19 protein-coding genes and 1 pseudogene are annotated in these 21,139 nt (G+C 66.3%); 8 read left to right on the top strand and 12 right to left on the bottom strand.

Annotation, left to right across the window (positions count from 1 at the left end; translation table 11 throughout):
- Nucleotides 1-10 precede the first annotated feature (10 nt).
- The 4 genes from htpG (at nucleotide 11) to AAF481_01220 (ending at nucleotide 3,430) form a co-directional block, all read left to right on the top strand.
- Nucleotides 11-1,954, top strand: coding sequence for a molecular chaperone HtpG (gene htpG / locus AAF481_01235; protein ID MEM7479769.1), 1,944 nt, complete (start codon nucleotides 11-13; stop codon nucleotides 1,952-1,954).
- Nucleotides 1,955-2,155: 201 nt separating this feature from the next.
- Nucleotides 2,156-2,386 carry an MbtH family protein gene (locus tag AAF481_01230; GenBank protein MEM7479768.1) on the top strand — a complete coding sequence of 77 codons (231 nt, stop codon included), beginning with the start codon at nucleotides 2,156-2,158 and terminating at the stop codon, nucleotides 2,384-2,386.
- Between the two features lie 74 nt (nucleotides 2,387-2,460).
- Complete coding sequence (locus AAF481_01225; GenBank protein ID MEM7479767.1) at nucleotides 2,461-3,093, top strand: Type 1 glutamine amidotransferase-like domain-containing protein; 633 nt, start codon at nucleotides 2,461-2,463, stop codon at nucleotides 3,091-3,093.
- On the top strand, nucleotides 3,086-3,430 hold the full coding sequence (locus AAF481_01220) for a hypothetical protein (GenBank protein ID MEM7479766.1): 345 nt from the start codon (nucleotides 3,086-3,088) through the stop codon (nucleotides 3,428-3,430). Before AAF481_01225 ends, AAF481_01220 begins: the two co-directional genes overlap by 8 nt.
- Nucleotides 3,431-3,717: 287 nt before the next feature.
- Here AAF481_01220 and AAF481_01215 read toward each other — a convergent pair whose 3' ends face one another.
- The 11 genes and pseudogenes from AAF481_01215 to xrtH all read right to left on the bottom strand — a co-directional run bounded on the left by AAF481_01215 (nucleotide 3,718) and on the right by xrtH (nucleotide 15,163).
- Nucleotides 3,718-4,179 carry a hypothetical protein gene (locus tag AAF481_01215; protein ID MEM7479765.1) on the bottom strand — a complete coding sequence of 154 codons (462 nt, stop codon included), beginning with the start codon at nucleotides 4,177-4,179 and terminating at the stop codon, nucleotides 3,718-3,720.
- A gap of 118 nt (nucleotides 4,180-4,297) precedes the next feature.
- Complete coding sequence (locus AAF481_01210) at nucleotides 4,298-5,044, bottom strand: 4'-phosphopantetheinyl transferase superfamily protein (GenBank protein MEM7479764.1); 747 nt, start codon at nucleotides 5,042-5,044, stop codon at nucleotides 4,298-4,300.
- Nucleotides 5,045-5,063: 19 nt separating this feature from the next.
- Nucleotides 5,064-8,609, bottom strand: a complete 3,546-nt coding sequence (smc, locus tag AAF481_01205) for a chromosome segregation protein SMC (GenBank protein MEM7479763.1) — start codon at nucleotides 8,607-8,609, stop codon at nucleotides 5,064-5,066.
- A 182-nt stretch (nucleotides 8,610-8,791) separates the two neighbouring features.
- Nucleotides 8,792-9,586, bottom strand: coding sequence for an ABC transporter permease (locus AAF481_01200; protein MEM7479762.1), 795 nt, complete (start codon nucleotides 9,584-9,586; stop codon nucleotides 8,792-8,794).
- Nucleotides 9,583-10,488, bottom strand: a complete 906-nt coding sequence (locus AAF481_01195) for an ABC transporter ATP-binding protein (protein ID MEM7479761.1) — start codon at nucleotides 10,486-10,488, stop codon at nucleotides 9,583-9,585. The genes AAF481_01200 and AAF481_01195 overlap by 4 nt, the downstream gene beginning before the upstream one ends.
- Before the next feature lie 102 nt (nucleotides 10,489-10,590).
- Nucleotides 10,591-11,682: pseudogene (locus tag AAF481_01190) on the bottom strand (acyltransferase family protein).
- Between the two features lie 29 nt (nucleotides 11,683-11,711).
- Entirely contained in the window at nucleotides 11,712-12,380 is a 669-nt protein-coding gene (locus AAF481_01185; protein ID MEM7479760.1) for a hypothetical protein, read from the bottom strand.
- Nucleotides 12,377-13,267 (bottom strand): ABC transporter ATP-binding protein, encoded by an 891-nt coding sequence (locus AAF481_01180; protein ID MEM7479759.1) that lies wholly within the window; start codon nucleotides 13,265-13,267, stop codon nucleotides 12,377-12,379. Before AAF481_01180 ends, AAF481_01185 begins: the two co-directional genes overlap by 4 nt.
- Nucleotides 13,264-13,638 (bottom strand): GntR family transcriptional regulator, encoded by a 375-nt coding sequence (locus tag AAF481_01175; protein ID MEM7479758.1) that lies wholly within the window; start codon nucleotides 13,636-13,638, stop codon nucleotides 13,264-13,266. The genes AAF481_01180 and AAF481_01175 overlap by 4 nt, the downstream gene beginning before the upstream one ends.
- 386 nt (nucleotides 13,639-14,024) lie before the next feature.
- On the bottom strand, nucleotides 14,025-14,603 hold the full coding sequence (locus tag AAF481_01170; GenBank protein MEM7479757.1) for a hypothetical protein: 579 nt from the start codon (nucleotides 14,601-14,603) through the stop codon (nucleotides 14,025-14,027).
- The gene (xrtH, locus tag AAF481_01165) at nucleotides 14,603-15,163 is read right to left on the bottom strand and encodes an exosortase H (GenBank protein ID MEM7479756.1); all 561 of its coding nucleotides are present in this window, start codon (nucleotides 15,161-15,163) and stop codon (nucleotides 14,603-14,605) included. The genes AAF481_01170 and xrtH overlap by 1 nt, the downstream gene beginning before the upstream one ends.
- Before the next feature lie 198 nt (nucleotides 15,164-15,361).
- Between xrtH and pyrR the strand changes: the two genes are divergently transcribed.
- Genes pyrR through AAF481_01150 form a run of 3 tightly spaced genes read left to right on the top strand, consistent with a single transcriptional unit; the run spans nucleotide 15,362 to nucleotide 18,134 of the window.
- Complete coding sequence (pyrR, locus tag AAF481_01160) at nucleotides 15,362-15,919, top strand: bifunctional pyr operon transcriptional regulator/uracil phosphoribosyltransferase PyrR (GenBank protein ID MEM7479755.1); 558 nt, start codon at nucleotides 15,362-15,364, stop codon at nucleotides 15,917-15,919.
- The gene (locus tag AAF481_01155; GenBank protein ID MEM7479754.1) at nucleotides 15,919-16,860 is read left to right on the top strand and encodes an aspartate carbamoyltransferase catalytic subunit; all 942 of its coding nucleotides are present in this window, start codon (nucleotides 15,919-15,921) and stop codon (nucleotides 16,858-16,860) included. The genes pyrR and AAF481_01155 overlap by 1 nt, the downstream gene beginning before the upstream one ends.
- Nucleotides 16,857-18,134 (top strand): dihydroorotase, encoded by a 1,278-nt coding sequence (locus tag AAF481_01150; protein ID MEM7479753.1) that lies wholly within the window; start codon nucleotides 16,857-16,859, stop codon nucleotides 18,132-18,134. The genes AAF481_01155 and AAF481_01150 overlap by 4 nt, the downstream gene beginning before the upstream one ends.
- A 24-nt stretch (nucleotides 18,135-18,158) precedes the next feature.
- Here AAF481_01150 and cdd read toward each other — a convergent pair whose 3' ends face one another.
- On the bottom strand, nucleotides 18,159-18,563 hold the full coding sequence (gene cdd, locus AAF481_01145) for a cytidine deaminase (protein ID MEM7479752.1): 405 nt from the start codon (nucleotides 18,561-18,563) through the stop codon (nucleotides 18,159-18,161).
- Nucleotides 18,564-18,694: 131 nt separating this feature from the next.
- Here cdd and AAF481_01140 point away from each other — a divergent pair, with 131 nt between their 5' ends.
- The gene (locus tag AAF481_01140; protein ID MEM7479751.1) at nucleotides 18,695-21,100 is read left to right on the top strand and encodes a PP2C family protein-serine/threonine phosphatase; all 2,406 of its coding nucleotides are present in this window, start codon (nucleotides 18,695-18,697) and stop codon (nucleotides 21,098-21,100) included.
- Nucleotides 21,101-21,139 lie beyond the last annotated feature (39 nt).

Below are 21,139 nucleotides of genomic sequence, written 5' to 3'. Positions count from 1 at the left end.
GGAACCTTTGATGAGCGAAACCTACGAGTTTCAGGCTGAAACGCAGCGCCTGCTGCACCTGATGATCCATAGCCTCTACACCAACAAGGAGATCTTCCTGCGGGAACTGATCTCCAATTCTTCGGATGCCTTGGACCGGCTGCGTTTTGAGGCCATCACCCAGCCGGAACTTGTGTCCGGCGACGAACCCCTGGAGATCCGCCTGGATCCGGACTCGGAGAAGCGGACCCTCACGGTGCACGACAACGGCATCGGCATGAGCCGGGAGGAGGTGATCGCCAATATCGGGACCATCGCCAAGTCCGGAACCCGGGAGCTGATGGAGAAAGTGCAGGCGACGGATTCCGAAGACCAGCTCGCCGCCCTCATCGGCCAGTTCGGTGTGGGCTTTTATTCCAGTTTCATGGTCGCCGACCGGGTGATCCTGGTCACCCGGCGGGCGGGCGAGGAAATGGCGACGCGCTGGGAATCCGCCGGTGACGGCCGCTACGAGCTGGACGAGGCGGAGCGCGACGGCCACGGCACCTCCATCACCCTGCACCTCAAAGAGAGCGACGGTGACGACGGCCTCGACGACTTCACCGAGGAGTGGACTCTGAAGCGCATCGTCAAGCGCTACTCGGACTTCGTGACCTACCCGATCCGACTGGAGGTGGAGCGCGAGAAGCCGGTGCTCGACGACGAGGGCAAGCCCGTCGAGGGCGGCGAGACGAAGACCGAAACGGAAGATCTCGTCCTCAACTCCATGAAGCCCATCTGGACCCGCTCGGAGGGCGACGTAGAGGAGGCGGAGCTGAAGGAGTTCTACCGCCATATCTCCCACGACTGGAGCGATCCGATGCTGCCGGTGTGGCTCAAGGCGGAGGGTCGCTTCGAGTACCAGGCGCTGCTCTTCGTGCCCGGCTCAGCGCCCTTCGACCTCTATTACGTGGGCTTCGAGCCGGGGCTCCAGCTCTACGTGCGGCGGGTGCTGATCATGGAGCGCTCGGCGGATCTCCTGCCGCGCTACCTGCGGTTCATCAAGGGCGTGGTGGAAGCCTCGGATCTGCCCTTGAACGTTTCCCGCGAACTGCTGCAACACAATCGCCAGGTAGTGGCCATTCGCAAGGGTCTGGTGCGCAAGGTGCTCGACACCCTGCGCAAACTGCGCGACGACGAGCCGGAGAAGTACCTGGCCTTCTGGAAGGAGTTCGGTCGGGCCTTGAAAGAGGGGGTGGACGAAGAGCGCGACTACCGCGATCGGGTGATCGAGCTGCTGATGTTCGAAACCTCCGAGGGCGAAGAATTGACCACCCTGGCGGCCTACGTGTCGCGCATGCCGGAGGACCAGGAGGAAATCTTCTACCTGACCGGCGAGTCGCGCGAGGCGGTGGCCGCGTCGCCCCACCTCGAGGCCTTCCACGCCAAGGGCATCGAGGTGCTTTACCTGGTGGATCCGGTCGACGAATTGATGGTGCAGTCCCTGACCGAATACGACGACAAGAAGCTCCGTTCCGTCGGCAAGGGCGCCATCGACCTGTCGAGCGATGACGAGAAGGAAGAGATGCAAAAAGAGCTGGAAGAGAAGGAGAAGACCTTCGAGGGCATGCTCGAAGCCATGCAGAAGCACCTCGACGAACACGTCAAGCAGGTGCGCCTGTCCGGCCGACTGACCTCGTCGCCGGCGTGCCTGGTGGGCGCCGAGCACGACTACAGCCCGCAGCTCGAAAAGCTCCTAATGAAGGGCAAGGGCGGCGGCGCGAAACAACGCCGGATCCTGGAGCTCAATCCCGACCACGCCATTGTCCAGACCCTCCGAACGCGCTTCGAGGAAAAGGGGGAAGAGGGCGTCGCCCTCGACAAATACGCCGATCTACTTTTTGGCTACGCCACCCTGGCGGAGGGGTCGGAGCTGGTCGACCCGGTGCGCTTCAACAGTCAGGTGGTCGAGCTGATGGAGCAGGGGTTGGGGTAGCCTGACGGCCGCTTACCCGGATCACTCGCTGAGATGTTTCACCAAGAGTTGGTCGGAATAGGTAGTAAGGAATTCACACCAAAGTTGTCCCGGTCGGTAGATTTCTGACACTATATAGACGAGATTCTATGTACCGAACGGCCTTCCGCTGGAGTGCTGGAGGAAGGTCGTTGGTCTTTCATCGACTGTGGAGAACCTGACGTGACTTGGGACGAAGAAGACGACAAGACGATCTATCGCGTGGTGGTGAACCACGAAGAGCAGTATTCCATCTGGCCCGCTGACCGCGAATTGCCGTTGGGTTGGAACGCCGAAGGCAAAGAAGGCACCAAGCAGGAATGTCTGGATCACATCGAAGAGGTGTGGACGGACATGCGTCCCTTGAGCCTGCGTAAGAAGATGCAGGAAATGGAAGCCCAGCAGGGAGGCTGACTTCGCAACCGGTTCTGCTCCTCGCCGACAGCCGGTTTCTGTTCGGTGAGGACGCTCGAAGGTGGCTCCGCCCGGTGGCGCGCGAGTCGTCCGGCGGCCGGGCCGTGTATCTCGGAGCGTCAAACGGTGACGACCCGGCGGCCTTTGAGATTTTCGATCAGGCGGTCGCCGCGGCGGGCTACGCGGATCGCTCGGCGATGCGCTCCGGCGATGGCGCCGAAGGGTTTGCCGGAGCCGATCTGATCCTGCTGGCCGGCGGCGATCCGCTCCTCGGCTGGCGCGCCTTCGAGGCGAACGGTTGGGTCGATGCCCTGCGAAGTCGTTGGCAGCGGGGTTCCCTGCTGGTGGGAGTGTCCGCCGGCGCCGTTCAACTAGGTCTTGGGGTGAGGCCGGATGCCGATCGGGCGGTTTCGATGCTCGCCTTGGCGCCCTACTGGATCGGCGCTCATGAAGAGGCGGCGGGGTGGGCGGAAGTCATCGCCACCCAGCGGGCCGACCCGCGATGCCGACCTGCGCTGGCGCTTCCCTTCGGAGCAGCGGCGCGGGTGTCGGCGAACGGCCAATTCGAAGTGTTGAGTAAGAAAGTGGCTGAAGTTCGTTGGTTCAGCGACGGGCCTACCTTCCGGTGGAAGCGACCGGTCGAGGGTCAACGAGAGCTAGTGATACGAGACGATAAAAAGTCATTCGAGGAGATCGACCATGGCTGAGATGGGAAAGTACTGTAAGGCCTACCTGGCGAAGCAGTTCCGGGCCTTCGCGAACTGGCAGGAAAAGACCGACGATCTGCGCAAGGAAACGCAGGTGGTCGACGGCAAGGAGACGGAGATTGAGCGCTCGACCCTGGAGGACGACGACATCCTCTATCTGCAGGAGAACTACACCGTGACGGACGGCATCTTCGTCGACGAGCACATCATCTTCGACGACTTGACGGACGAGTGGAAAGCCTTCTGCCACGACGAACTCGACTTCGAGATTCCGCACTTCGAGCCGATCGAGATCCAGCCGGCGGAGCCCGAGGCGGCGGAGTCCGCTTCGGCCTGACCTGGGCGGTATTCGAGCACCGATCCGGCCATCGGCTCGGAAGACCATCAAACGGCCTGTGGTGGAGCGCTCCGGCGCCCGCGACAGGCCGTTTTCTTACATGCATTTACGTGTCCCCCAAGGTGGCCGCCGAGGGGAGTGATCTGCTAGCGAGCCCACCGGGTTGGGCGCCCCCGAACGAGGCGGCGGCAGAGCCGCCGAGGATGGGGGGTGAGACGCCTGCGCGGCCCGGCCAAGAATGACACTTCTTGGCGTCGGGGGGGCCTGCGCGGCCCGGCCTAGCCCCCCTAGGGATAGTCGTCTAGTTCTTGGAAGGGTAGGCCGCAGGGGTAGAAGATGTTGAACACCGGCTGTTCGATCAACTCGGCGAAGCGCAGGAAGATCGGCGCCCAGGTTTCGAGATTCGACTCTCCGGACTCGATCTGCTGGTAGTCGCCCAGTTCGATGCCGAGGGCCTCGGCCATTTCGTCCGGGCTCTTTTCCCGCCGTTCCCGGTGTTCCTGGACCAGTTGGCCGAACTGGCCCGCTTTGGCGTCCTCGGATCGGCCGCTCGGCGCGATCAAGCGCGAGACCGGAGTCTCCAGTGCGATGGCGATCTGGGCCAGCAGCGGCCCCGCCGTCTCGGCATCGGTGTCGCCAGCCTCGAGCCGGCTGTACTCTTCGTCACTCACCTCCAGGGCGCCGGCGGCGGCGCCCGATTCGATGCCTTTCTTGGTGCGTTCTTTGCGCAGTACATCACCGAGTTTCATCTTCCAGACTCCTTTGGTTTTTCAGCCTATTGCCCGAGCGTCGAGGACCTTGGCCGGCCCTGGCGATGAAAGGGGCGAGGTCGGCAGGCAATCCTTTAAATAGATTTCAATATATATCTTACCCTTCTTCGGGTTCCCACCGCCAACCGCGCAATTCCCAGCCGCGCCCCGGCACCGCCACGGCGCCGACGTAACCCGGCCCGGGGTTGACGTGGAACAGCGACCATTCGGCTGCTTTGGCCGGGTCGCCATCGAGGGCGAGGAAGCGAGCCTCTTCGAGGGAGACGTCGAAGCGGTCGAGGGGCAGGGACAGGCCGTCGCCCAGGGCCTTGACGTAGGCCTCTTTGCGGGTCCAGCAGCGAAAGAACGCCAGCTCCTTGGCCTCCGACGGCACCGACCGCAGCGCCCGCCGCTCGCTGGCCGAAAAATGCCGTTCGGCGACCGCCTCGGCGTCGGGCATGGCCCGCAGATGCTCCACGTCAACCCCCAGTTCGACCTCTTCGGTGATCGCGATCAGGGCCAGTTCGTGGGAGTTGGTGAGATTGAACTGGAGGGTGGTGTCCGGCAGGAAAGGCTTGTCCTTCGGGCCGTAGGCGAAGGAGAGGGTGGCGGCCGGCTGATCGAGGTACTGCCCGAGCAAACGCCGCAGCGCCCCACGGCCGACGATGTAGCGCCGTCGGTGGCGATCGAAGTGAAAACGGTCGGCCCGCATTCTTTCGTCCGGCGACAGGAGTGCCCGATAGCTCGCCATTTGGTTCTCTGGCGGGTTGAGATCGACCCGCCAGATGTCGATTCGTCCGGCCGTCAGGGCTGCCGGCCGCGGAGGTCGGGAGGGGGGGGCGGAGAAGCGATCCAGATCGCTCATCGAAGAACGACTCGGGCCGTCAGGCGGTGGCCGCTTCGGGCGCTTGGTTGCCGGTCGCCGGCTGCACCTCGTCCATCTCGACGGCGACGAGCTTCGACACGCCCTTTTCTTCCATCGTCACGCCGTAAAGGGTGGAGGCCGCTTCCATGGTGAGTTTGTTGTGAGTGATCACGATGAACTGGGTTTCCCCGGCCATCTCGCGCACCAGATCGACGAAGCGCAGGGTATTGACGTCGTCCAATGGGGCGTCCACCTCGTCGAGAATGCAGAACGGCGAGGGTTTGGCCTGGAACAGCGCGAACAGCAGCGCGATGGCGGTCAGGGCCTTCTCGCCGCCGGACATCAGCATGATGTTCTGGGTGCGCTTGCCCGGCGGCCGGGCGACGATCTCGATGCCGCTCTCGAGCACGTCCTCCTCGTCGAGCAAGCGCATCTCCGCTTCGCCGCCGCGGAACAGGTGGGTGAAGATGCGGGAGAAGCTCTCGTTGACCGCCGCGAAGGTGGTCGTGAAGCGCTCGGTGGAGGCTTCGTCGATCTCCCGGATGGTCTCTTTCAGGCGCTCGATGGAGTCCACCACGTCGGCCCGCTGCTGGGTGAGGAACCCGTGGCGCTCCTCCTTCTCGGCGTACTCGTCCACCGCCAGCAGGTTGACCGGTCCTAGGCGCTCGAGGGTTGCCTTCAGGCGGCCGAGGTCGGCTTCCATCTCCGGCAGGTTGGGCGGCGCTTCGCCGGCGTTTTCCGGCAGGCCTTCCTCGAAGCGTTCGAGATACGAGGCGCTCAGGTGCTCCGCCTCCTGGCCCAGGCCGGCGCGGCGCACTCGCAGTTCCCCGAGCAGTCCACGCACCTTCTCGATCTCGTTCCGGCGCGCCGCGATGGCGCCTTCCAGTTCTTTGAGGTCGGCGCGCTGTTCGTCGAGGCGGGTCTGGGCGGCGAGCACCGCTTCCTGAGCGCCCGTCCGCTGCTCGAGGGCCGCTTGGAGTTCCCGATCGGCTGCTTCGAGACCGGCGCGGATCTCCTGCCGTGCAGCATCCAGCCGCGTCGCCTCCTCGCGCCACTGGTGGATCTGCTCCTCGCCTTCGCCCAACTCCCGGCGCAGCCGGGCCATCTCGCGGTCGTGCGCTTCGAGGCGCTCGCGCAGCAGATCGAGGCGGCCGCGGCGGCCGGCGCTCGCTTCTTTGAGACTCTCCCGATCGGCTTTGGCGTTCTCCCGTTCGGCGACCAGGCGGTCGAGCCGCTCCTGCCCCTGGGTTTGCTGGACTTCCACCTCGGTGAGTTCCCGGGTGGCGGCGGACTGCGCTTCCTGGGCTTGCCGCACGTCGTCCTCGATGCCCCGGCGCTCACCAGCGAGCAGGGCGATCGCTTCTTCGATGCGGCGGCAGCGGGCTTCGGTGGCCTCGTGGCGGGTCTGGGCCACCGCCAGCTCCTGGCGCTGCTGGGTCATCTCCTCCTGCAGGCGCTGGAAGTCGCGGGCTAGGTGACTGCGCTGTTCGACCAGCCCTGCGAGCTGTCCCCGGGCGTCGGCGAGGCGCCCTTCGAGGCGCGGGATCTCCTGCCCGAGGTCCGCCAGTTCACGCTCCCGCTCGAGCACGCCGGGGGCCGCCTGGCGGCTCTCCACGTTGAGCACACCGCTCGCCGCCCACACTCCGTCGCGGCTGATGAAAGCGACGCCCGGATGCTGTCGGGCCAGGCGCGCCGCGTCGGCGGAGGCCTCCACCAGGTAGGCCGGCGGCAGCGAGGCGGTGAGGTCGTCCCCTAGGGCGAGGGCCTTTTGCACCGACAGCAGCGCTGCCGGATCGTCGACTTCCGGAGCTCCTTCGTCGCTCGTCGCCAAAGGCTGGATGAGGGAGGTGCCGACGTCCGCATCGGACAGTGCCTTGGCCAGGTCCAGCGGATTCTGGGAATCCCCGAGGACCACCGCGTCGGTCAAGCCGGCGAGGTAGAAGTCGAGGCTCCGCTCCCAGCCGGCGAGCACTTCCACCCGGTCGGCGAGGAAGACCGGCGCGTCGACGCCGGCTTGGGCAAGAGCCTCTTCCACCCGGCTGCGCCGCTCCGCGTGGGCGCGGGAAAGTTCCGTCAGGAGGCGGCTGCGCTGCTGCGCTTCGCGCACCTCCTCTTCCAGGGCGGTCACCCGCCGGGCCGCTTCCGCCTCTCGTCCGCGGGTGGTTTCGAGAGCCTGCTCCAGCTCGCCGTGCTTCTGGCGCCGGCCCTCCAGTTCGGCGGCGAGGTTGTCGACCTGGCCTTTCGACAGCTCCGATGCGCCGCGCGCCTGGGCCAGTTCCGCTGCCTGTTCTTCGCTCTCGTGATCCAGCCGGTGGCGCCGGACGTTGTTCTTCTCGAGCTGAATGTCCGCCTGATGAAGCTGCCGCCGCAGGGTCTCTTGCCGGTCGGCGCCGGCCGCCATCTCGGCCTTGAGAGCGTCCACCCGGGCTCCCGCTTCGCCGAGGGCCCGGTCGGCGGCGGCGATCTGGTCTTGGTCGCGGTCGACTTCTTCGGAGGCTAGGCCCAGCTCGCGAACACGCTCCTTGCGGCGCTCTTCGAGTTCCCCCAGCCGCCCTTCGTTCTCCTCGATCTCAGAGCCCCGGCGCGCCGCCAGGGTGCGGCTCTGGGCCGCCCGGTCGCCGAGTTCTTCGAGCCGCTGGCGGTTGGCGGTCAGGTACTGCTGCCGGCCCTCGATGGTGGCGCCCAGATCGGCGTGGTGCTGGTGGCGTTCGGCCAGTTCCTCAGCCAGGCGATCGAGGGTTTCGCGACCCTCGGCGAGGCTCGCTTCGTCCAGGCTGAGGGCGGCGGTGATCTCGGCCTCCTGGCTCTGGGCGGCGGCGATGCGCTCGTCCACCTCCGCGAGCCGGGAAGAGAGGTGGCTCCAGCGCCCGAGGAGCACTTTGCCGAGGAGCTCCCGGTGCTCCGCCTCGCGTTCCCGGTAGCGCCGGGCGGCGCCGGCCTGGCGCTTCAAGGAGCGCAGCGAGCGCTCCACCTCGGAGAGGATGTCGTCGAGCCGCAGGAGATTGCCGCGGGCCTCTTCGAGCTTCAATTCCGCTACCCGCCGACGGGCCTTGTAGCGGGTGATACCGGCTGCCTCTTCCAGCAGCTTGCGCCGTTCCTGGGGCTTGCCGGAGAGGATCATCCCGATCTTGCCCTGCTCGATCACCGAGTAGGCGCGGATGCCCAGGCCGGTGTCCATCAGCAGATCCTTGATCTCCTTGAGGCGCACCACCTTGCCGTTCAGCAGATACCGGCTCTCGCCGGTGCGGAACACCCGGCGACCGATCTCCAGGCGACCGTCATCGGTGCCGGCGATGGAAGGATCCGCTTTGAGAGACAGCGACACCTCGCCCATGCCGAGGGGCTTGCGGCGCTGCGATCCGGCGAAGATCACGTCCTCCATCTTGCCGCCGCGCAGGCTCTTGGCGCTCTGCTCGCCGAGCACCCAGGTGACGGCGTCGGCCAGGTTCGACTTGCCGCAGCCGTTGGGACCGACGATGGCGGTGATTCCGCCGGCGAACTGAATGGAAACCGGTTCGACAAAGGACTTGAAGCCGGAAATGGCCAGGCGGTCGAGCTTCAGCATGTGGGGATCTCTTACTCGGTGATTTGCGGGCGTTTCGTGGCGCCTTCGAGGATTCTCAGACGATAGCAAGGAATCGCCTGGGACCACAACCTGTAGGCGGAAGAAACTTCGACCCCACTAGATCTAGTGGGGTCGGGAAAGGACCGCGGATCCGACCTGGCGCGCTGAGTCGACCCCGGGGCTCAACCCCTGCGGGCGACCCGCCAGACGGCGATCGCGCCGGCCAGAACCGTGACGCCGATGAGGGCGGCGAGGGAAAGCTGCAGCGGCACGAACTGATACTGCTCGGCGCCCGCGGCGTGCATCGCGAGCTGGCTGACGTGGAACTGGGGCCACAACGGCGCTTGCCAGTGGAGCGACTCCGGGAGCGGAAAGAAAAGGCCGGAAAGGTAGCAGCCGGGCAGGTAGAGGATATTGGCCCACACCGGTGCCGCGGAGCCGCCGAGGAATGCCCCCACTAGCAGACCCAGGGCGCAGAACGGCAGTGAGCCGACGAGCAGTCCGCCGGCCAGCATCGCGATCTCGGACCCGGCGAGGGCCAGCTTGCCCGAGACGACCGCGGCGACGAGCATGGGTAGGAGAGCCAAGGCACAGAAGACGACGCCCACCACCAGCTTCGCCACCAGCCAGGAGGCGGTGGGCGCCGGCTGCGCACGGCGCAGGGCGACCACGCGGGTTTCGCGGTCGAGGGCCAGCGCCGGACCGATCCCGAAGAGCGCCGGCATGGTCACCGCCAGGACCGCGAAGCCGGTGAACAGGAAGGTACCGATCTCCGGTTTCTCGGCGATCGCTTCGCCCCAGATCAGCACCGCGAACAAGAGGTAGAGCCCGAGGGGGAGCAGGATCATCGGCGCCAGATAGCCGGGATTGCGCGCCAGCCGCAGGAATTCGGACCGGATTTCCGTCAGGTAGGCGCGGACGAGCCGGCCGGTCGGAAGCTCAAAGGGAGCGTGCGTGGAGGTGATGGTGGTGTTCATGCGGCCTCCTCGGTCAGTTTCTGAAATGCCTCGCTCAAGCCCGCCTCGCGCACCTCGAGACGCCGGAGATCCGGATCGCCATCGAGCAAGCGCCGGACGACCGACTCGGCGTCGCTGGCGACGAAGCGCAGTCGGTCGCCCTCGCGCGCGATTTCGAGCACGCCCGGCCAGGTGGCGACCTCGTCCGCCGTCAGGGCGGTCTGGCAGCTCACATGGCGCCGGTCGACGAGGGAGCGCACATCGTCGACGGTTCCCGCCGTGACGACGCGGCCTTCGGCGAGCACCGCGACGCGGTCTGCGAGGGCTTCCGCCTCTTCGAGGTAGTGGGTGGTCAAGACGATCGCGCAACCGTCCGCCAGGAGCTCGCGCACGGTGGTCCAGAGCGCCTCGCGCGCCCGCACGTCGAGGCCGACGGTCGGTTCATCGAGGAAGAGAAGCTGTGGGCGTCCGCAGATCGCCACCGCAAACTGCACCTGGCGCTTTTGGCCTCCGGAGAGCTTGCCGTAGGGGCGGCGGGCGAGATCGAGGATGCCGGCGCGGGCGAGGACCTCATCGACCGGCAGCGGGTCGGGATAGTAGCTGGCCGCGAGGGCGACGTGCTCCCGTACGCGCAGCTCCTTTGCCAGATCCGCATCCTGCAGCAAAACCCCGAGGCGCCGCCTTCGCTCGACGTCCTGCGGTGGGCCGCCGAACAGTTCGGCCACGCCGGCGTCCGGCTCGATGAGACCCAGCCAGGCGGCGACCGCGGTCGTCTTGCCGGCGCCATTGGGTCCGAGCACGGCGAGGAGCTCTCCCGCGCGGACCTCGAGATCGACGCCGTCGAGGGCGGTCACGGCGCCGTAGCGCTTGACGACTCCGCGCAGGCGGGCGACCGGTTCGCGGCCGGCCGGCGAGGGAGGCAAGGCCACCGGGCGCTGTTTGCGGATCGGCACTCGCCGGCCGTTCAAGAGCTGTCCGATGACCGTCGGGCGCACCAGCAGATGGTAGCTGGCGAAGAGGATTGCCAGGCTTAACGTCAGGACGAGCGGATACTTCACCCCCCAGTGCAGGGGCCAGTGGCCCACCCAGACCTGCAGCGCCGCCACCAGCGGCAGATGCGCGAGGTAAATCCAGTACGACGCGTCGGCGACATACCGGCGCGCCCGGCTCTCGGTCGACAGGAAGCGCAGGCTGGCGCCGATGAGTCCGAGCACCCAACCCCAGTTGGCGACTCCGTAGGCGAAGGTCGTAGCCGTCCGCAGTCCGCCGGGTTCGCCCATGGCGTTGCCGTCCATGACGTGGAGGCACCACGTCGTGGCGGCGATCCCCAGCGCCAGGTGGATGTGCCAGCGTCGCCCCAGAGCGGTGAGCGCTTGCGGTGCCCGGTGGACCAGCCAGCCGAAGGCGAAGGCGGTTCCGAAGCCGACCGTTGCCGGCAACTGCGGGATCAGCGAGCGATCCGGCGTCGGGATCCCCTGCCAGTAGAACCAGATCGGCAAACGCAGCAGGACGAGGACGACCGGTGTGCCAAGGAGCAGGACCGCCAGCGGCCAAGAGAGCGATGCCGTCACCAGGCGGTCTACTGCCGAGCGGAAGATCTCGCGCCGGTCGAGGCGGGCGACGACGGCGCGTGCCGCCAGAAAGCCGGCATAGAGAAAGAGTAGCTGGTACAGGAACCACAGGTGGGTCAAGGGGAAGGCTCCCGGCTCCTTCGGTAGCTCGGGCATCGCCGGCGGGGCTCCGGCGAAGACCTTGTCGAGGCCCACCGTCCACACCCACGCGATCAGAGGGAAGAGCACTAGCCAGCCGATGACCAGCGGCAGAAGGATGCGGCTTGCCCGGTTCGACCAAAAGCCGCGCGCTCCCCGCTTGCGGTACAGCAGGCGCGCGAAGAAGCCGGCGATGAAGAAGAAGAGCGGCATCCGGAAGACGTGCGACACGTAGGCGGCATCCTTCAGGAAGGCGCTCGTCGAGAGGTCGCTCATCGCCCAGATTCCCGGCGGAACACTCGGTAGGAAGCTGAGCGCCGCGTGGAAGGCGACGCCGAGCAGCAGAGCGAAGCCGCGCGCCGCGTCGAAGGCGTGGAGGCGGCTCGGGGAGGTTGCATTCGGGTTCATGGGAAGCTCCTTTGGCCTGTCAATGCAGCTCAGACGAGATCGCGCCGCCGCGCGGCGAGGAGGAGAAGAGACAGGATGGCGAGGGCGGCGACGGCGAGTTCCGCACCGAGCACCGCCCAGAATGCGGGCGACCAGTCGGGGTGCGGTGTTTCGAATCCCTCGCCGATCCCGGGGATGGCGAAGACGGTAAAGATGAAGACGCTGACCGACATGTTGGTGATGATCACCCCGGCGGTCGCCAAGGCCTCGGACCGTGCGGCGAGGACCCACGACAGGAGGATGACGAAGTTGGTGAGCAGGTAAACGCTGAGCAGAACGGCGAGCGGCAGGAGCCCGTCCGAAATGTCCGGATCGATGAGGACGAGGGCGATCACCGCGCCGGTCGTCGGCGCCCAGCACAGCAGGAAAGCGAGCCCGAGCCCGACTAGCTTCGAACGCACGTATCCCGCCGGATCGATCGGCAGGCCGAGAACGAACAGCAGTCCGTTTTCCTTGCGCTCGGTGAACACGCCGTGCATGACCAGGATGGCGCCGGCAGCGACCACCGCGGTGAGCCAGGCGAGAATGCCGATGTTGAAGCCGATCCGTCCGTGGGCGGCGACGAAAAGGGACAGGACTCCGGCGAGCGCTCCGCTCCCCACCGTCCAGCGATGAACATAGAGCTCCTTGCTGGCGAGCTGTCGAATGACGGGGTTCATGACTTCCTTTCCTCCCGCTGGGCCATCACGGCGGCGACAAAGATCTCTTCCAAGCTCATCCGCTGGACTTCGCGAATTTCGCCGGGAAGGCGAGCCGGCAGGCTGTCGGAGAAGCGGTTCGTGATCAGGGTTGCATGGCCCCCGTCTTCGCTCCGGCCGACGATTTCAGGCAGATCGGCGAGCGGCTCTCCAGCCGGCAGGCGCAGGTGGATGCGGCGCCAGCGTTCGAGGAAGCTCTCCTTGTCGTCGCTGGCGACGACGCGGCCGCGGTCAAGAAAGGTGATGCGGTCCGAGAGGCGCTCGACATCGACGGTGTTGTGCGACGAGAAAAGGATCGAGCGGCGCTCGTCGCGCATGACGTCCGCCAGTTCGGCCAGCACCTCGTGACGCGCCACCGGATCGAGACCGGTGGTCGGTTCGTCGAGGACGAGGAGCCGCGGGCGGCGGGCCAGGGCGAGCAGCAGCACCGCTTTCGCATGCTCGCCAAGGGAAAGACTCGACGCCGATTGCGCCGGGTCGAGCCCGAAGCGATCGAGGAGGGTGGCGGCGTAGGCCTCGTCCCAGGCCGGGAAGATCCCGCGCATGAACTCCATGTGCCAGCCGAGCGAGGCGTGGGGAAACAGGCGCATCTCCGCCGACGCGAACCCGACGTCGGCCTTCGCGGCCACCTGCCCGGCCGGCATGGGATGCCCGAGGAGCCGGACTTCCCCGGCGTCGGCCGTGATCAGCCCGAGGGCGAGGCGGATCGACGTGCTCTTGCCGGCCCCGTTCGGCCCGACGAGACCGAGGGTCTCGCCCGGCGCCACCTCGAAGCTCGCGCCGTCGAGGGTGAAGAATCGGTAGCTCTTGCGAACGCGTCGCAGCTCTAGTGCTTTCACTGGGTTCATTGCCGCTCCAGCTTTCGTCGCGCGCGGCGCAGGCGCGTCGCCAGTGCGTCGTCGTCGAGTCCGAGAATCCGGCCCACCTCCGCGGCCGCCGTCAAGTGGCCGTCGAGTTCCCGCTGCTTCAGTTCGCGCGCGAGACCGTCGCTATCGGCCACGAACGATCCCTTCCCCTGTCTCGTCACGATGGTCCCTTCCCCTTCGAGTTCGAGATACGCCCGCTTGACCGTGATCACGCTGACCCGCAGCTCCGCCGCCAGTCCCCGGATCGAGGGCAGCTCGCGCCCGGGCGGCCAGTCGCCGGCAGCGATGCGCTCCCGGATCTGCTCGAGGATCTGCAGATACATCGGACGCGCGTCGGTCTGGGAGATGGTCAATTTGCTGTGCATACTGTGTATAAAGTCTATACACAGTCGAATGCACATTGCAAGCGCCCGCCCGCCGGCGGCGGGCCAAGGGCCATCCGGGGCTCGCTCTAGCCCGTCCTTCTCACCAGCCTTCTGCTGCGAGTGCGGATGCACCTGCATCTGCGGCGTCTTTTGGCCTCTCCGCTCCTCGACGTACTTCGAGTACGCCTACGTCGCTTCGAGAACCAATCTCCTTGCAGCTACAGGCGCCTACGCCCTGTCGCGACGAAGTTGGTGAGAAGAACGGGCTAGCGAGCGCAACTCGGCCCGGCTGCCGCTATTCCGGCAGAGGTCTGGTCCGGCTCGGACTGTCGAGGAGGAGACGCGCTAGGGAGTCAACGCGAGGGGAGGAGAACTCAGTCCTGCGCTCGCCGGTCGGCGGTGAGCTGCGGAAAGTAGAACACCACGAACAGAACAAACGGGAAGGCGAGTTTGAAGGGGAGATCCAACAGGTGTTTGCCGAGGCCGTAGAAGTTGCGCGCGAAGGCGCCATAGTTATCCAGGCTCCAGCGTCCGAGCTGGGTGGCGTAGGCGAACTTCACCCAAAAGAAGGCCAGAATAACGTGGAAGAAGACGGCGATCAGCAGCGCCCAGCCGAGGCGGGGCAGACGCTCTTTGATGGGAACGCCCGGCACGGCGAGGAACAGGCCGGCGAGCAGGATCAGGTGAAAGTGGAGATCGGTGGCGCGAAAGGAGTACACCTGGCGCTTGGCCGGCGGAAAGTCCGACCGGTGGACCACCACGTAGCCGCCCTTGCGGTATTTCTCGTCCGGGTGGAAATAGAGTTCCGTGACGTCCGGGCTCTCGCTCAGGGTGAGCAGGTTCTCGGCGCTGACCTTGAGAAAGCGGTTGTAGAAAGGGGTGATGACAAGCCAGACCAGGGTGACCGGAACGATCCAGGCGAGGAGCCTGAGAACGAAGGGGCGGAAAGGCATCAAGGGTCGCCGCCCACCGCCTCGGCCGTTTTGCCGGGGCCGGTGAAGCGGCTGGCCCAAAAGATCCACAGCAGCACGCCGGCCAGGATCACCACCGTCTGCCAGATCACCGTGTGGGAGGCATCGAACAGCTTCGGGAAGTAGACGCCGGTGAGGAACAGGGCCACCACCCGCAGCAAGTTGACCGCCTGGATCGCCACGATGCCGATCGCCAGGCCGATTCCTCGCGCCTTCCAGGACGCCGGGAAGGCGAGCACCGCGGCGATGAAGATCAGCATCGTTTCCACGCCGTTGCAGCCGTTCTTGATGTTCACCGCGAAGCGTGCGTTCTCGATGATCGTGCCGCGCATCGAGATGTCCTGGCCGATCAGGTTGAGAGCCACGCCGCTGGCCTTGGCGACGCCGGCGGTGAACGGCTCGATGACCGAGTCATTGACCGCCGGCAGGGAGACGACGGTGAAGGACAGGCCGAGCAGGACCACGAAGATCACCAGGAACATGATCTCGCGGCGCCGGCTGGGCGGCGCTTCGGACTTCGAACGGGAAGATGATTTGGCCATCGGCTCCGGGGCGGTTCTCGGGGTCAGCGGACAGAAGATCCAAAGGGGGATCGGGGCGGCGGTTCAGGGTGGAATAGTAGCGTCCTGGCGGGCCTTTGAGAAGGGGGCCTCGGGGGCGGCGGCGAGGGCGGCTGGATCCTGCGTTGACAGGCCCAGCCGCGGCCGCGTACCATGCCGCCGATCCGGAGGAACCAAGCCTTGAGCGAAACACTGATCGAAAAGGGGACTCTCCTCGACGCCGACCAGATGCGCCGCATCGTCCGGCGGATGGCCGGCGAGATCGTCGAGCGCAACGCCGGTGTGGAGGATTTGATGCTGGTCGGCATCCGCACCCGCGGCGTACCGCTGGCGGAAGCCCTGGCCGAAGAGATCCAGACCATGGAGGGAGCGGAGGTACCCTTGGGCACCCTCGACATCACCCTCTACCGGGACGACCTGTCGACCATCGCGCCGCAGCCGGTGGTCAAGGGCACCCACTTTCCGGTAGATCTCGAAGACCGCCATATCGTGCTGTGCGACGACGTGCTCTACACCGGCCGCACGGTGCGGGCGGCCCTCGACCATCTGGCCGACTACGGCCGGCCGAAGGCGGTGTGGTTGGCGGTGCTGATCGACCGCGGGCACCGAGAATTGCCGATCCAGGGCGACGTGGTGGGCGAAACGGTACAGACCTCGGACCTCGAAGTGATCGAAGTCAGCTTCTTGAAGACCGACGGCTCGGAACGGGTCCGGCTGCTGGAGCGGACGGTCTCCTGATGGCCGCGGGGACCTGGCAGAGGAAAGATCTGCTGGGGATCGCGGAACTGTCGGCGGATGAGATCCGCTTGATCCTGGAGACCGCCGAAAGCTTCAGCCAGGTCGCCGAGCGGCCGATCAAGAAAGTTCCCACGCTGCGCGGCAAGACCGTCGTCAATCTGTTTTTCGAAGCCTCCACCCGCACCCGTTCAAGCTTCGAGATCGCCGAGAAGCGCCTGTCCGCCGACGGCCTCAACTTTTCCTCTTCCGGCTCCGCCCTGTCGAAGGGCGAGAGCTTGATCGACACCGCCTTGAACCTGCAGGCGATGGCGCCGGACCTGATCGTCATCCGCCACGGCGCGCCGGGTGCGCCGCACCTGCTGGCGCGGCGCCTCGACGCGGGGGTGATCAACGCCGGCGACGGCGCCCACGAGCACCCCACCCAGGCGCTCCTCGACGCCTACACCATCCGCCAGCACAAGGGCCGCATCGCGGGCTTGAAGATCGCCATCGTCGGCGACATCGAGCACAGCCGGGTGGTGCGCTCGAATATCCATCTGCTGACCAAGCTGGGCGCCGAGGTCACCGTTGCCGGACCTCTGACCATGCTGCCGGCGGCCGTGGACCGCCTCGGGGTGCGGGTTTGCCACCGTCTCGAAGACGCCATCGCCGGGGCCGACGTGGTGATGATGCTGCGCATTCAGCTAGAGCGCCAGAGCCGGGCGCTGTTCCCGTCGACGCGCGAGTACTTCCAGCTCTTCGGCCTGACCCGCGAACGCCTGAAGGCAGCCGCCGAGGACGCCATCGTCATGCACCCGGGGCCGATGAACCGGGGCGTGGAGATCGCCAGCGACGTGGCCGACGGACCCGAGTCGGTGATTCTCGAACAGGTTGCGAACGGCGTGGCGGTGCGCATGGCGGTGCTGTATTTGCTCTCCGGCGCCGGCGAGGAGGGGGTATGAAGACGCTCGTGACCGGCGGCCGGGTGATCGACCCGAGCCAGGATCTCGACGGCTTTTTCGATCTGCTTTTGGAAGATGGCGTGGTCGCCCGGGTCGACGAGTCGGTTTCCGCTAGCGACGCCGAGGTGTTCGATGCCGAGGGCTTGGTCGTCTGCCCGGGCCTGATCGACATCCACGTCCACCTGCGGGAGCCCGGCGAGGAGTACAAGGAGACGGTAGCCACCGGCACCCGTTCCGCCGCCGTCGGCGGTTTCACCGCCGTCGCCTGCATGGCGAACACCAAACCGGTGAACGACAGCCGGTCGGTGACCGAACACATCCTCGAAGAAGCCCGGCGGGCCGGCTACGCCCGGGTGCATCCCATCGGTGCCGTCAGCAAGGGCCTGGCCGGCGAAGAGCTGGCGGAGATCGGCGAGATGGTCAGGGCCGGGGTGGTGGCGGTGTCCGACGACGGCTTACCGGTGGCCAACGCCGAACTGATGCGCCGAGCGCTGCTCTACGCCCAGCACTTCGACATCCCGGTGATCCAGCACGCCGAGGATCTCGATCTCACCGGCTCCGGCGTGATGCACGAGGGCGAGTGGTCCACCCGTCTGGGGCTGCCGGGCATTCCCGGTTCCTCGGAGGATGTGATCGTGGCGCGGGATCTCATCCTGCTGGAGGACACCGTCGGCCGCTACCACGTTGCCCACCTGTCCACCGGCCGCAGCCTGGCGATGGTGCGGCGGGCGCGGCAAGCGGGCCTGCGGGTGACCTGCGAGGTGTCCCCCCACCATCTGCTGCTGACGGACCAGGCGGTATCCGACATGGAGATGTCCACCGCCACCAAAATGAAACCGCCGCTGCGCGCCTCGACGGATCGTGAAGCCCTGCTCGAGGGTCTCGCCGACGGCACGGTGGACGCCATCGCCAGCGACCACGCCCCTCATCACGTGGACGAAAAGGACGTCGAGTTCACCGCCGCGCCCTTCGGCATCGTCGGTTTGGAGACCACCTTGAGCCTGTGCCTTGACCGCCTGGTGCGGCCGGGGGTGATCTCCATCAGCCGGATGATCGAGCTGCTGTCCACCGGCCCGGCGCGGGTACTCGGGATTCCCGGCGGCAGCTTGGCGGAAGGCCGTCCGGCGGACGTGACGGTGTTTCACCCGGACCGTTCGGTGACGGTGGACGCGGCGACGATGGCGAGCACGTCCCACAACACGCCGTTTGACGGGTGGAAGCTCAAAGGGGCTCCCGTTTGTACCTTCGTGGCGGGGAAGAAAATCAACCCCTAGCCGTGGGCGGAGGAGAGACCGGGTCTACTCCGGTGTCGGCCGCGCATCGGCCAGCCGGAAGGCCGCCGGCAGCAGTTCCGTCAGCCGCGTTTCTTCCTGCTCTCCCTGCTCGTTAGCGCACAAGATGGGCAGATCGTCGACGAATTCGACCAGGGTTTGGCGGCACAGGCCGCAGGGTCGGGCCGGGGGCGAGGATTCGGTGACCACGACGAGGGCCACGAACTCTCGATGGCCCGCGGCGATGGCGCTGCCCACCGCTTGTCGCTCGGCGCACACGCCCAAGGTGAGCAGGCCGTTCTCGACGTTGACGCCGGTGACGACGGTGCCGTCACCGGTGAGCAGGGCGGCGGCCACGCGATAGCCGCTGTAGGGAGCGTAGGCGTGTGTTCTCGCCCGGCGGGCAGCGGCCAAGAGTGGGTTCCAATCCATGAAATTCAGCGTAGCATGAGGGAAACCGAATCTTTCGGCCGTGAACAATTCGTGCGCCGGCGGCGTACTGTGGGGCGACCCTCGACCGTTCACAGGTACCCCGAGGCGATGGGAAGACGGAGACGGAGACGATGGAAAGAACCCGAAGTCTGATCCTCTGGCTGCTGCTCGGCGTCGCCGCTGTGGCGAGCCTGGTGTGGCTCTATCCCTGGACGATGCCTCTGCAGCCGGACGATTGGACCGTCAACGTAGCGGAAGCGGAGGCGATCGGACTGGAGCGCCTGAGAATCCTCGGCGACCTGCCTGAGGACCCCTATGTTACGACCACCATGGATGGGGAGTCTCGGTGGGAGCTTCGCCTCCGGAGTCTGCTCGGTGAGCGCTCGGCGGAAGAGCTGCGGGCCAGCCGCCTCGGACGCGCCCTCCTCTCCTGGGAGGTGACCGTTTGGGAGCCGGCGGCTCTGGTTTCGGCCTGGACCTACAAGGCTCGAATCAATGTCGCTGGTGAGACCTTGGCTCTGGAGATGCGGGTACCCCCAGACGAGGAGCTGCCGAATATTCCTGCGGACGAGGCGGTGCGCCGCGCCAACGAATTTCTCGTCGCCCAGGGGCACGATCTGGCGCTCTTCGACGAGCCGGTGGTGCGAAGCCGTGAGATGGAGAATCGCACCGACCACACGCTGCTGTTCCGGGATCGTGACGGGGTCTTCGGCAAGGACAGTCCCTACGGTTTGCAGGTGACGTTCGCGGGTGATCGCTTGACCGGCGTACGGACCTACTTCGACGATGCGGAGAGGAGCGCCGCTCAGTCCGCTAACCAGGCGCTGACCTTGCTCGGTCAGCTTTGGATCTTCCTGTCCCTTCCGCTGCTGCCGGTGATCGGTTTCTTTTTCCTGCGTCGCTACCACGCGGGAGAGATCGGAGTGCGCCGAGCGGTGCAGGTCTTTCTGCTGGTTGGAGTCACCGGCTTGGTGTCGATCGTGATGGGCTCCCACCAGCTCTCTTCGGGCTGGAATATCGGGGTTCTCACCCGAGGGCAGATCAACGCCGTGGTGGGCCTGCAGCTCGTCTTGCTGTTCGCCTTTCCCATCGCTCTGATGAGCTTTCTCTCGTGGTCCGTCGGCGAGTCCCTATGCCGTGAGCGTTGGGGAAAGAAGCTCGCCGCCTTCGACGCGCTTTTCCAGGGGGCCTGGGCCAACTCCACCGTCGCCCGGGCGTCGCTCCGGGGATTGGTGGCAGGGGTGGTGATCGCGGCGGGTCTCTTGATCTCGGCCCGACTGCTGCCCGGCGATGCGCCCCTCGATTCGCTGATCGGCCCCTGGTGGCAGGCCAACCGATGGTTCTCCGTATCCCTCGTGGTGTTCTGCATCGGCTACGGCGCCTACATGGAGATCTTCGGCCGGCTGCTGATGGTTTCCTCATTCACAACGCGCTTGGGGCGATGGGTGGGTGTTCCCTTGGCGGTGTTGTTGGGGGCGGCGATGTTCTTTCCTCCGCTCATCATGCTGCCGCTGAAGTGGAGCGTCCTGCTCTGGCTGGTCGTTTCGGCGTCCTTTGTGTTTCTGTTTCTCCGCTTTGGACTCTTCACTTCGCTGCTGGCCCAGGTCACCCAGATGGTTGTGGTCAGCGTGCTGCCTTTCCTGGCTTCGGCGGATTCCTGGCAGCAGCTCCAGGCTGCTCTCGCCCTGGCCGTCGTGGCCCTGCCCTTTCTGCTCAGCGCGAAGTTCCTATTCAGCTCGCGGGAGTTCGAATACCGCTACGAGGACGTTCCTCCGCACGTCCGGCGCATCGCCGAGCGGGAGCGCCAGCGGGTGGAGTTGGAGACGGCCCGGCGGATCCAGAGTTCCATTCTGCCGGACCTACCGCCGCGGCTGAACGGAGTGGACCTGGCCCATGCCTACTTGCCGGCGACAGAGGTCGGGGGCGATTTCTATGACGTGCTCGCCCTGGACGATGGGCGGCTGGCGCTGGCCGTCGGCGATGTCGCCGGCCACGGCGTATCGAGCGGCCTGGTGATGTCGATGGCCCGCTCCGCCCTCGCCGTGCAGGTGACCTTCGATCCGGAGGTCGATGCGGTGTTCCGCACCATGAATCGAATGGTCTATCAGACCGCCCGCAAGCGCCTCCTGACCACTTTGAGCTACGCGCTCCTCGATCCGGTGCGCCGGGAGCTGTACTACGGCAGCGCCGGGCACCTCTTCCCCTACCGCATCGACCGCCGCGGCAAGGTGGATACGCTCGAATCGGTGGCCTATCCCCTGGGCGTGCGCAACCCGCTCTCCGTCAACGTGCGCACCGCCCGGCTGGAAGCGGAAGACGTTTTGTTCTTCTACAGCGACGGGGTGGTCGAAGCGCGCCGCGAGGGCAGCGATGAGATGTTCGGCTTCGAGCGCCTCGAAGACAGTCTGCGACGCCACGCTCCGGAAGGTCCCGAAGGCCTGCGCGACGGGGTGCTGGCGGATGTCGAGAAGTTCACCGGCAGCGCCCTTCGGGAAGACGATCAGACCATCTTGGCCCTGCGCCTGCCAGCGGCTTGAGCAGCGGCTAGTCGTCGCCGGTGGGCCGCAAGCTCGCCT

It is taken from the genome of Acidobacteriota bacterium (assembly GCA_039030395.1).
Taxonomy (GTDB): Bacteria; Acidobacteriota; Thermoanaerobaculia; order Multivoradales; family JBCCEF01; genus JBCCEF01.
The sequence above is the reverse complement of the archived record's forward strand: the minus strand, read 5'-3'. Positions and strand labels throughout refer to the sequence as shown.

Excerpts from the sequence above, each read along its gene's own strand:
- htpG (MEM7479769.1), top strand. The coding sequence starts at position 11 with ATGAGCGAAACCTACGAGTTTCAGGCTGAAACGCAGCGCCTGCTGCAC.
- AAF481_01220 (MEM7479766.1), top strand. The coding sequence starts at position 3,086 with ATGGCTGAGATGGGAAAGTACTGTAAGGCCTACCTGGCGAAGCAGTTC.
- AAF481_01215 (MEM7479765.1), bottom strand. The coding sequence starts at position 4,179 with ATGAAACTCGGTGATGTACTGCGCAAAGAACGCACCAAGAAAGGCATC.
- AAF481_01210 (MEM7479764.1), bottom strand. The coding sequence starts at position 5,044 with ATGAGCGATCTGGATCGCTTCTCCGCCCCCCCCTCCCGACCTCCGCGG.
- smc (MEM7479763.1), bottom strand. The coding sequence starts at position 8,609 with ATGCTGAAGCTCGACCGCCTGGCCATTTCCGGCTTCAAGTCCTTTGTC.
- AAF481_01200 (MEM7479762.1), bottom strand. The coding sequence starts at position 9,586 with ATGAACACCACCATCACCTCCACGCACGCTCCCTTTGAGCTTCCGACC.
- AAF481_01185 (MEM7479760.1), bottom strand. The coding sequence starts at position 12,380 with ATGAACCCCGTCATTCGACAGCTCGCCAGCAAGGAGCTCTATGTTCAT.
- AAF481_01180 (MEM7479759.1), bottom strand. The coding sequence starts at position 13,267 with ATGAACCCAGTGAAAGCACTAGAGCTGCGACGCGTTCGCAAGAGCTAC.
- AAF481_01170 (MEM7479757.1), bottom strand. The coding sequence starts at position 14,603 with ATGCCTTTCCGCCCCTTCGTTCTCAGGCTCCTCGCCTGGATCGTTCCG.
- xrtH (MEM7479756.1), bottom strand. The coding sequence starts at position 15,163 with ATGGCCAAATCATCTTCCCGTTCGAAGTCCGAAGCGCCGCCCAGCCGG.
- AAF481_01155 (MEM7479754.1), top strand. The coding sequence starts at position 15,919 with ATGGCCGCGGGGACCTGGCAGAGGAAAGATCTGCTGGGGATCGCGGAA.
- AAF481_01150 (MEM7479753.1), top strand. The coding sequence starts at position 16,857 with ATGAAGACGCTCGTGACCGGCGGCCGGGTGATCGACCCGAGCCAGGAT.
- cdd (MEM7479752.1), bottom strand. The coding sequence starts at position 18,563 with ATGGATTGGAACCCACTCTTGGCCGCTGCCCGCCGGGCGAGAACACAC.
- AAF481_01140 (MEM7479751.1), top strand. The coding sequence starts at position 18,695 with ATGGAAAGAACCCGAAGTCTGATCCTCTGGCTGCTGCTCGGCGTCGCC.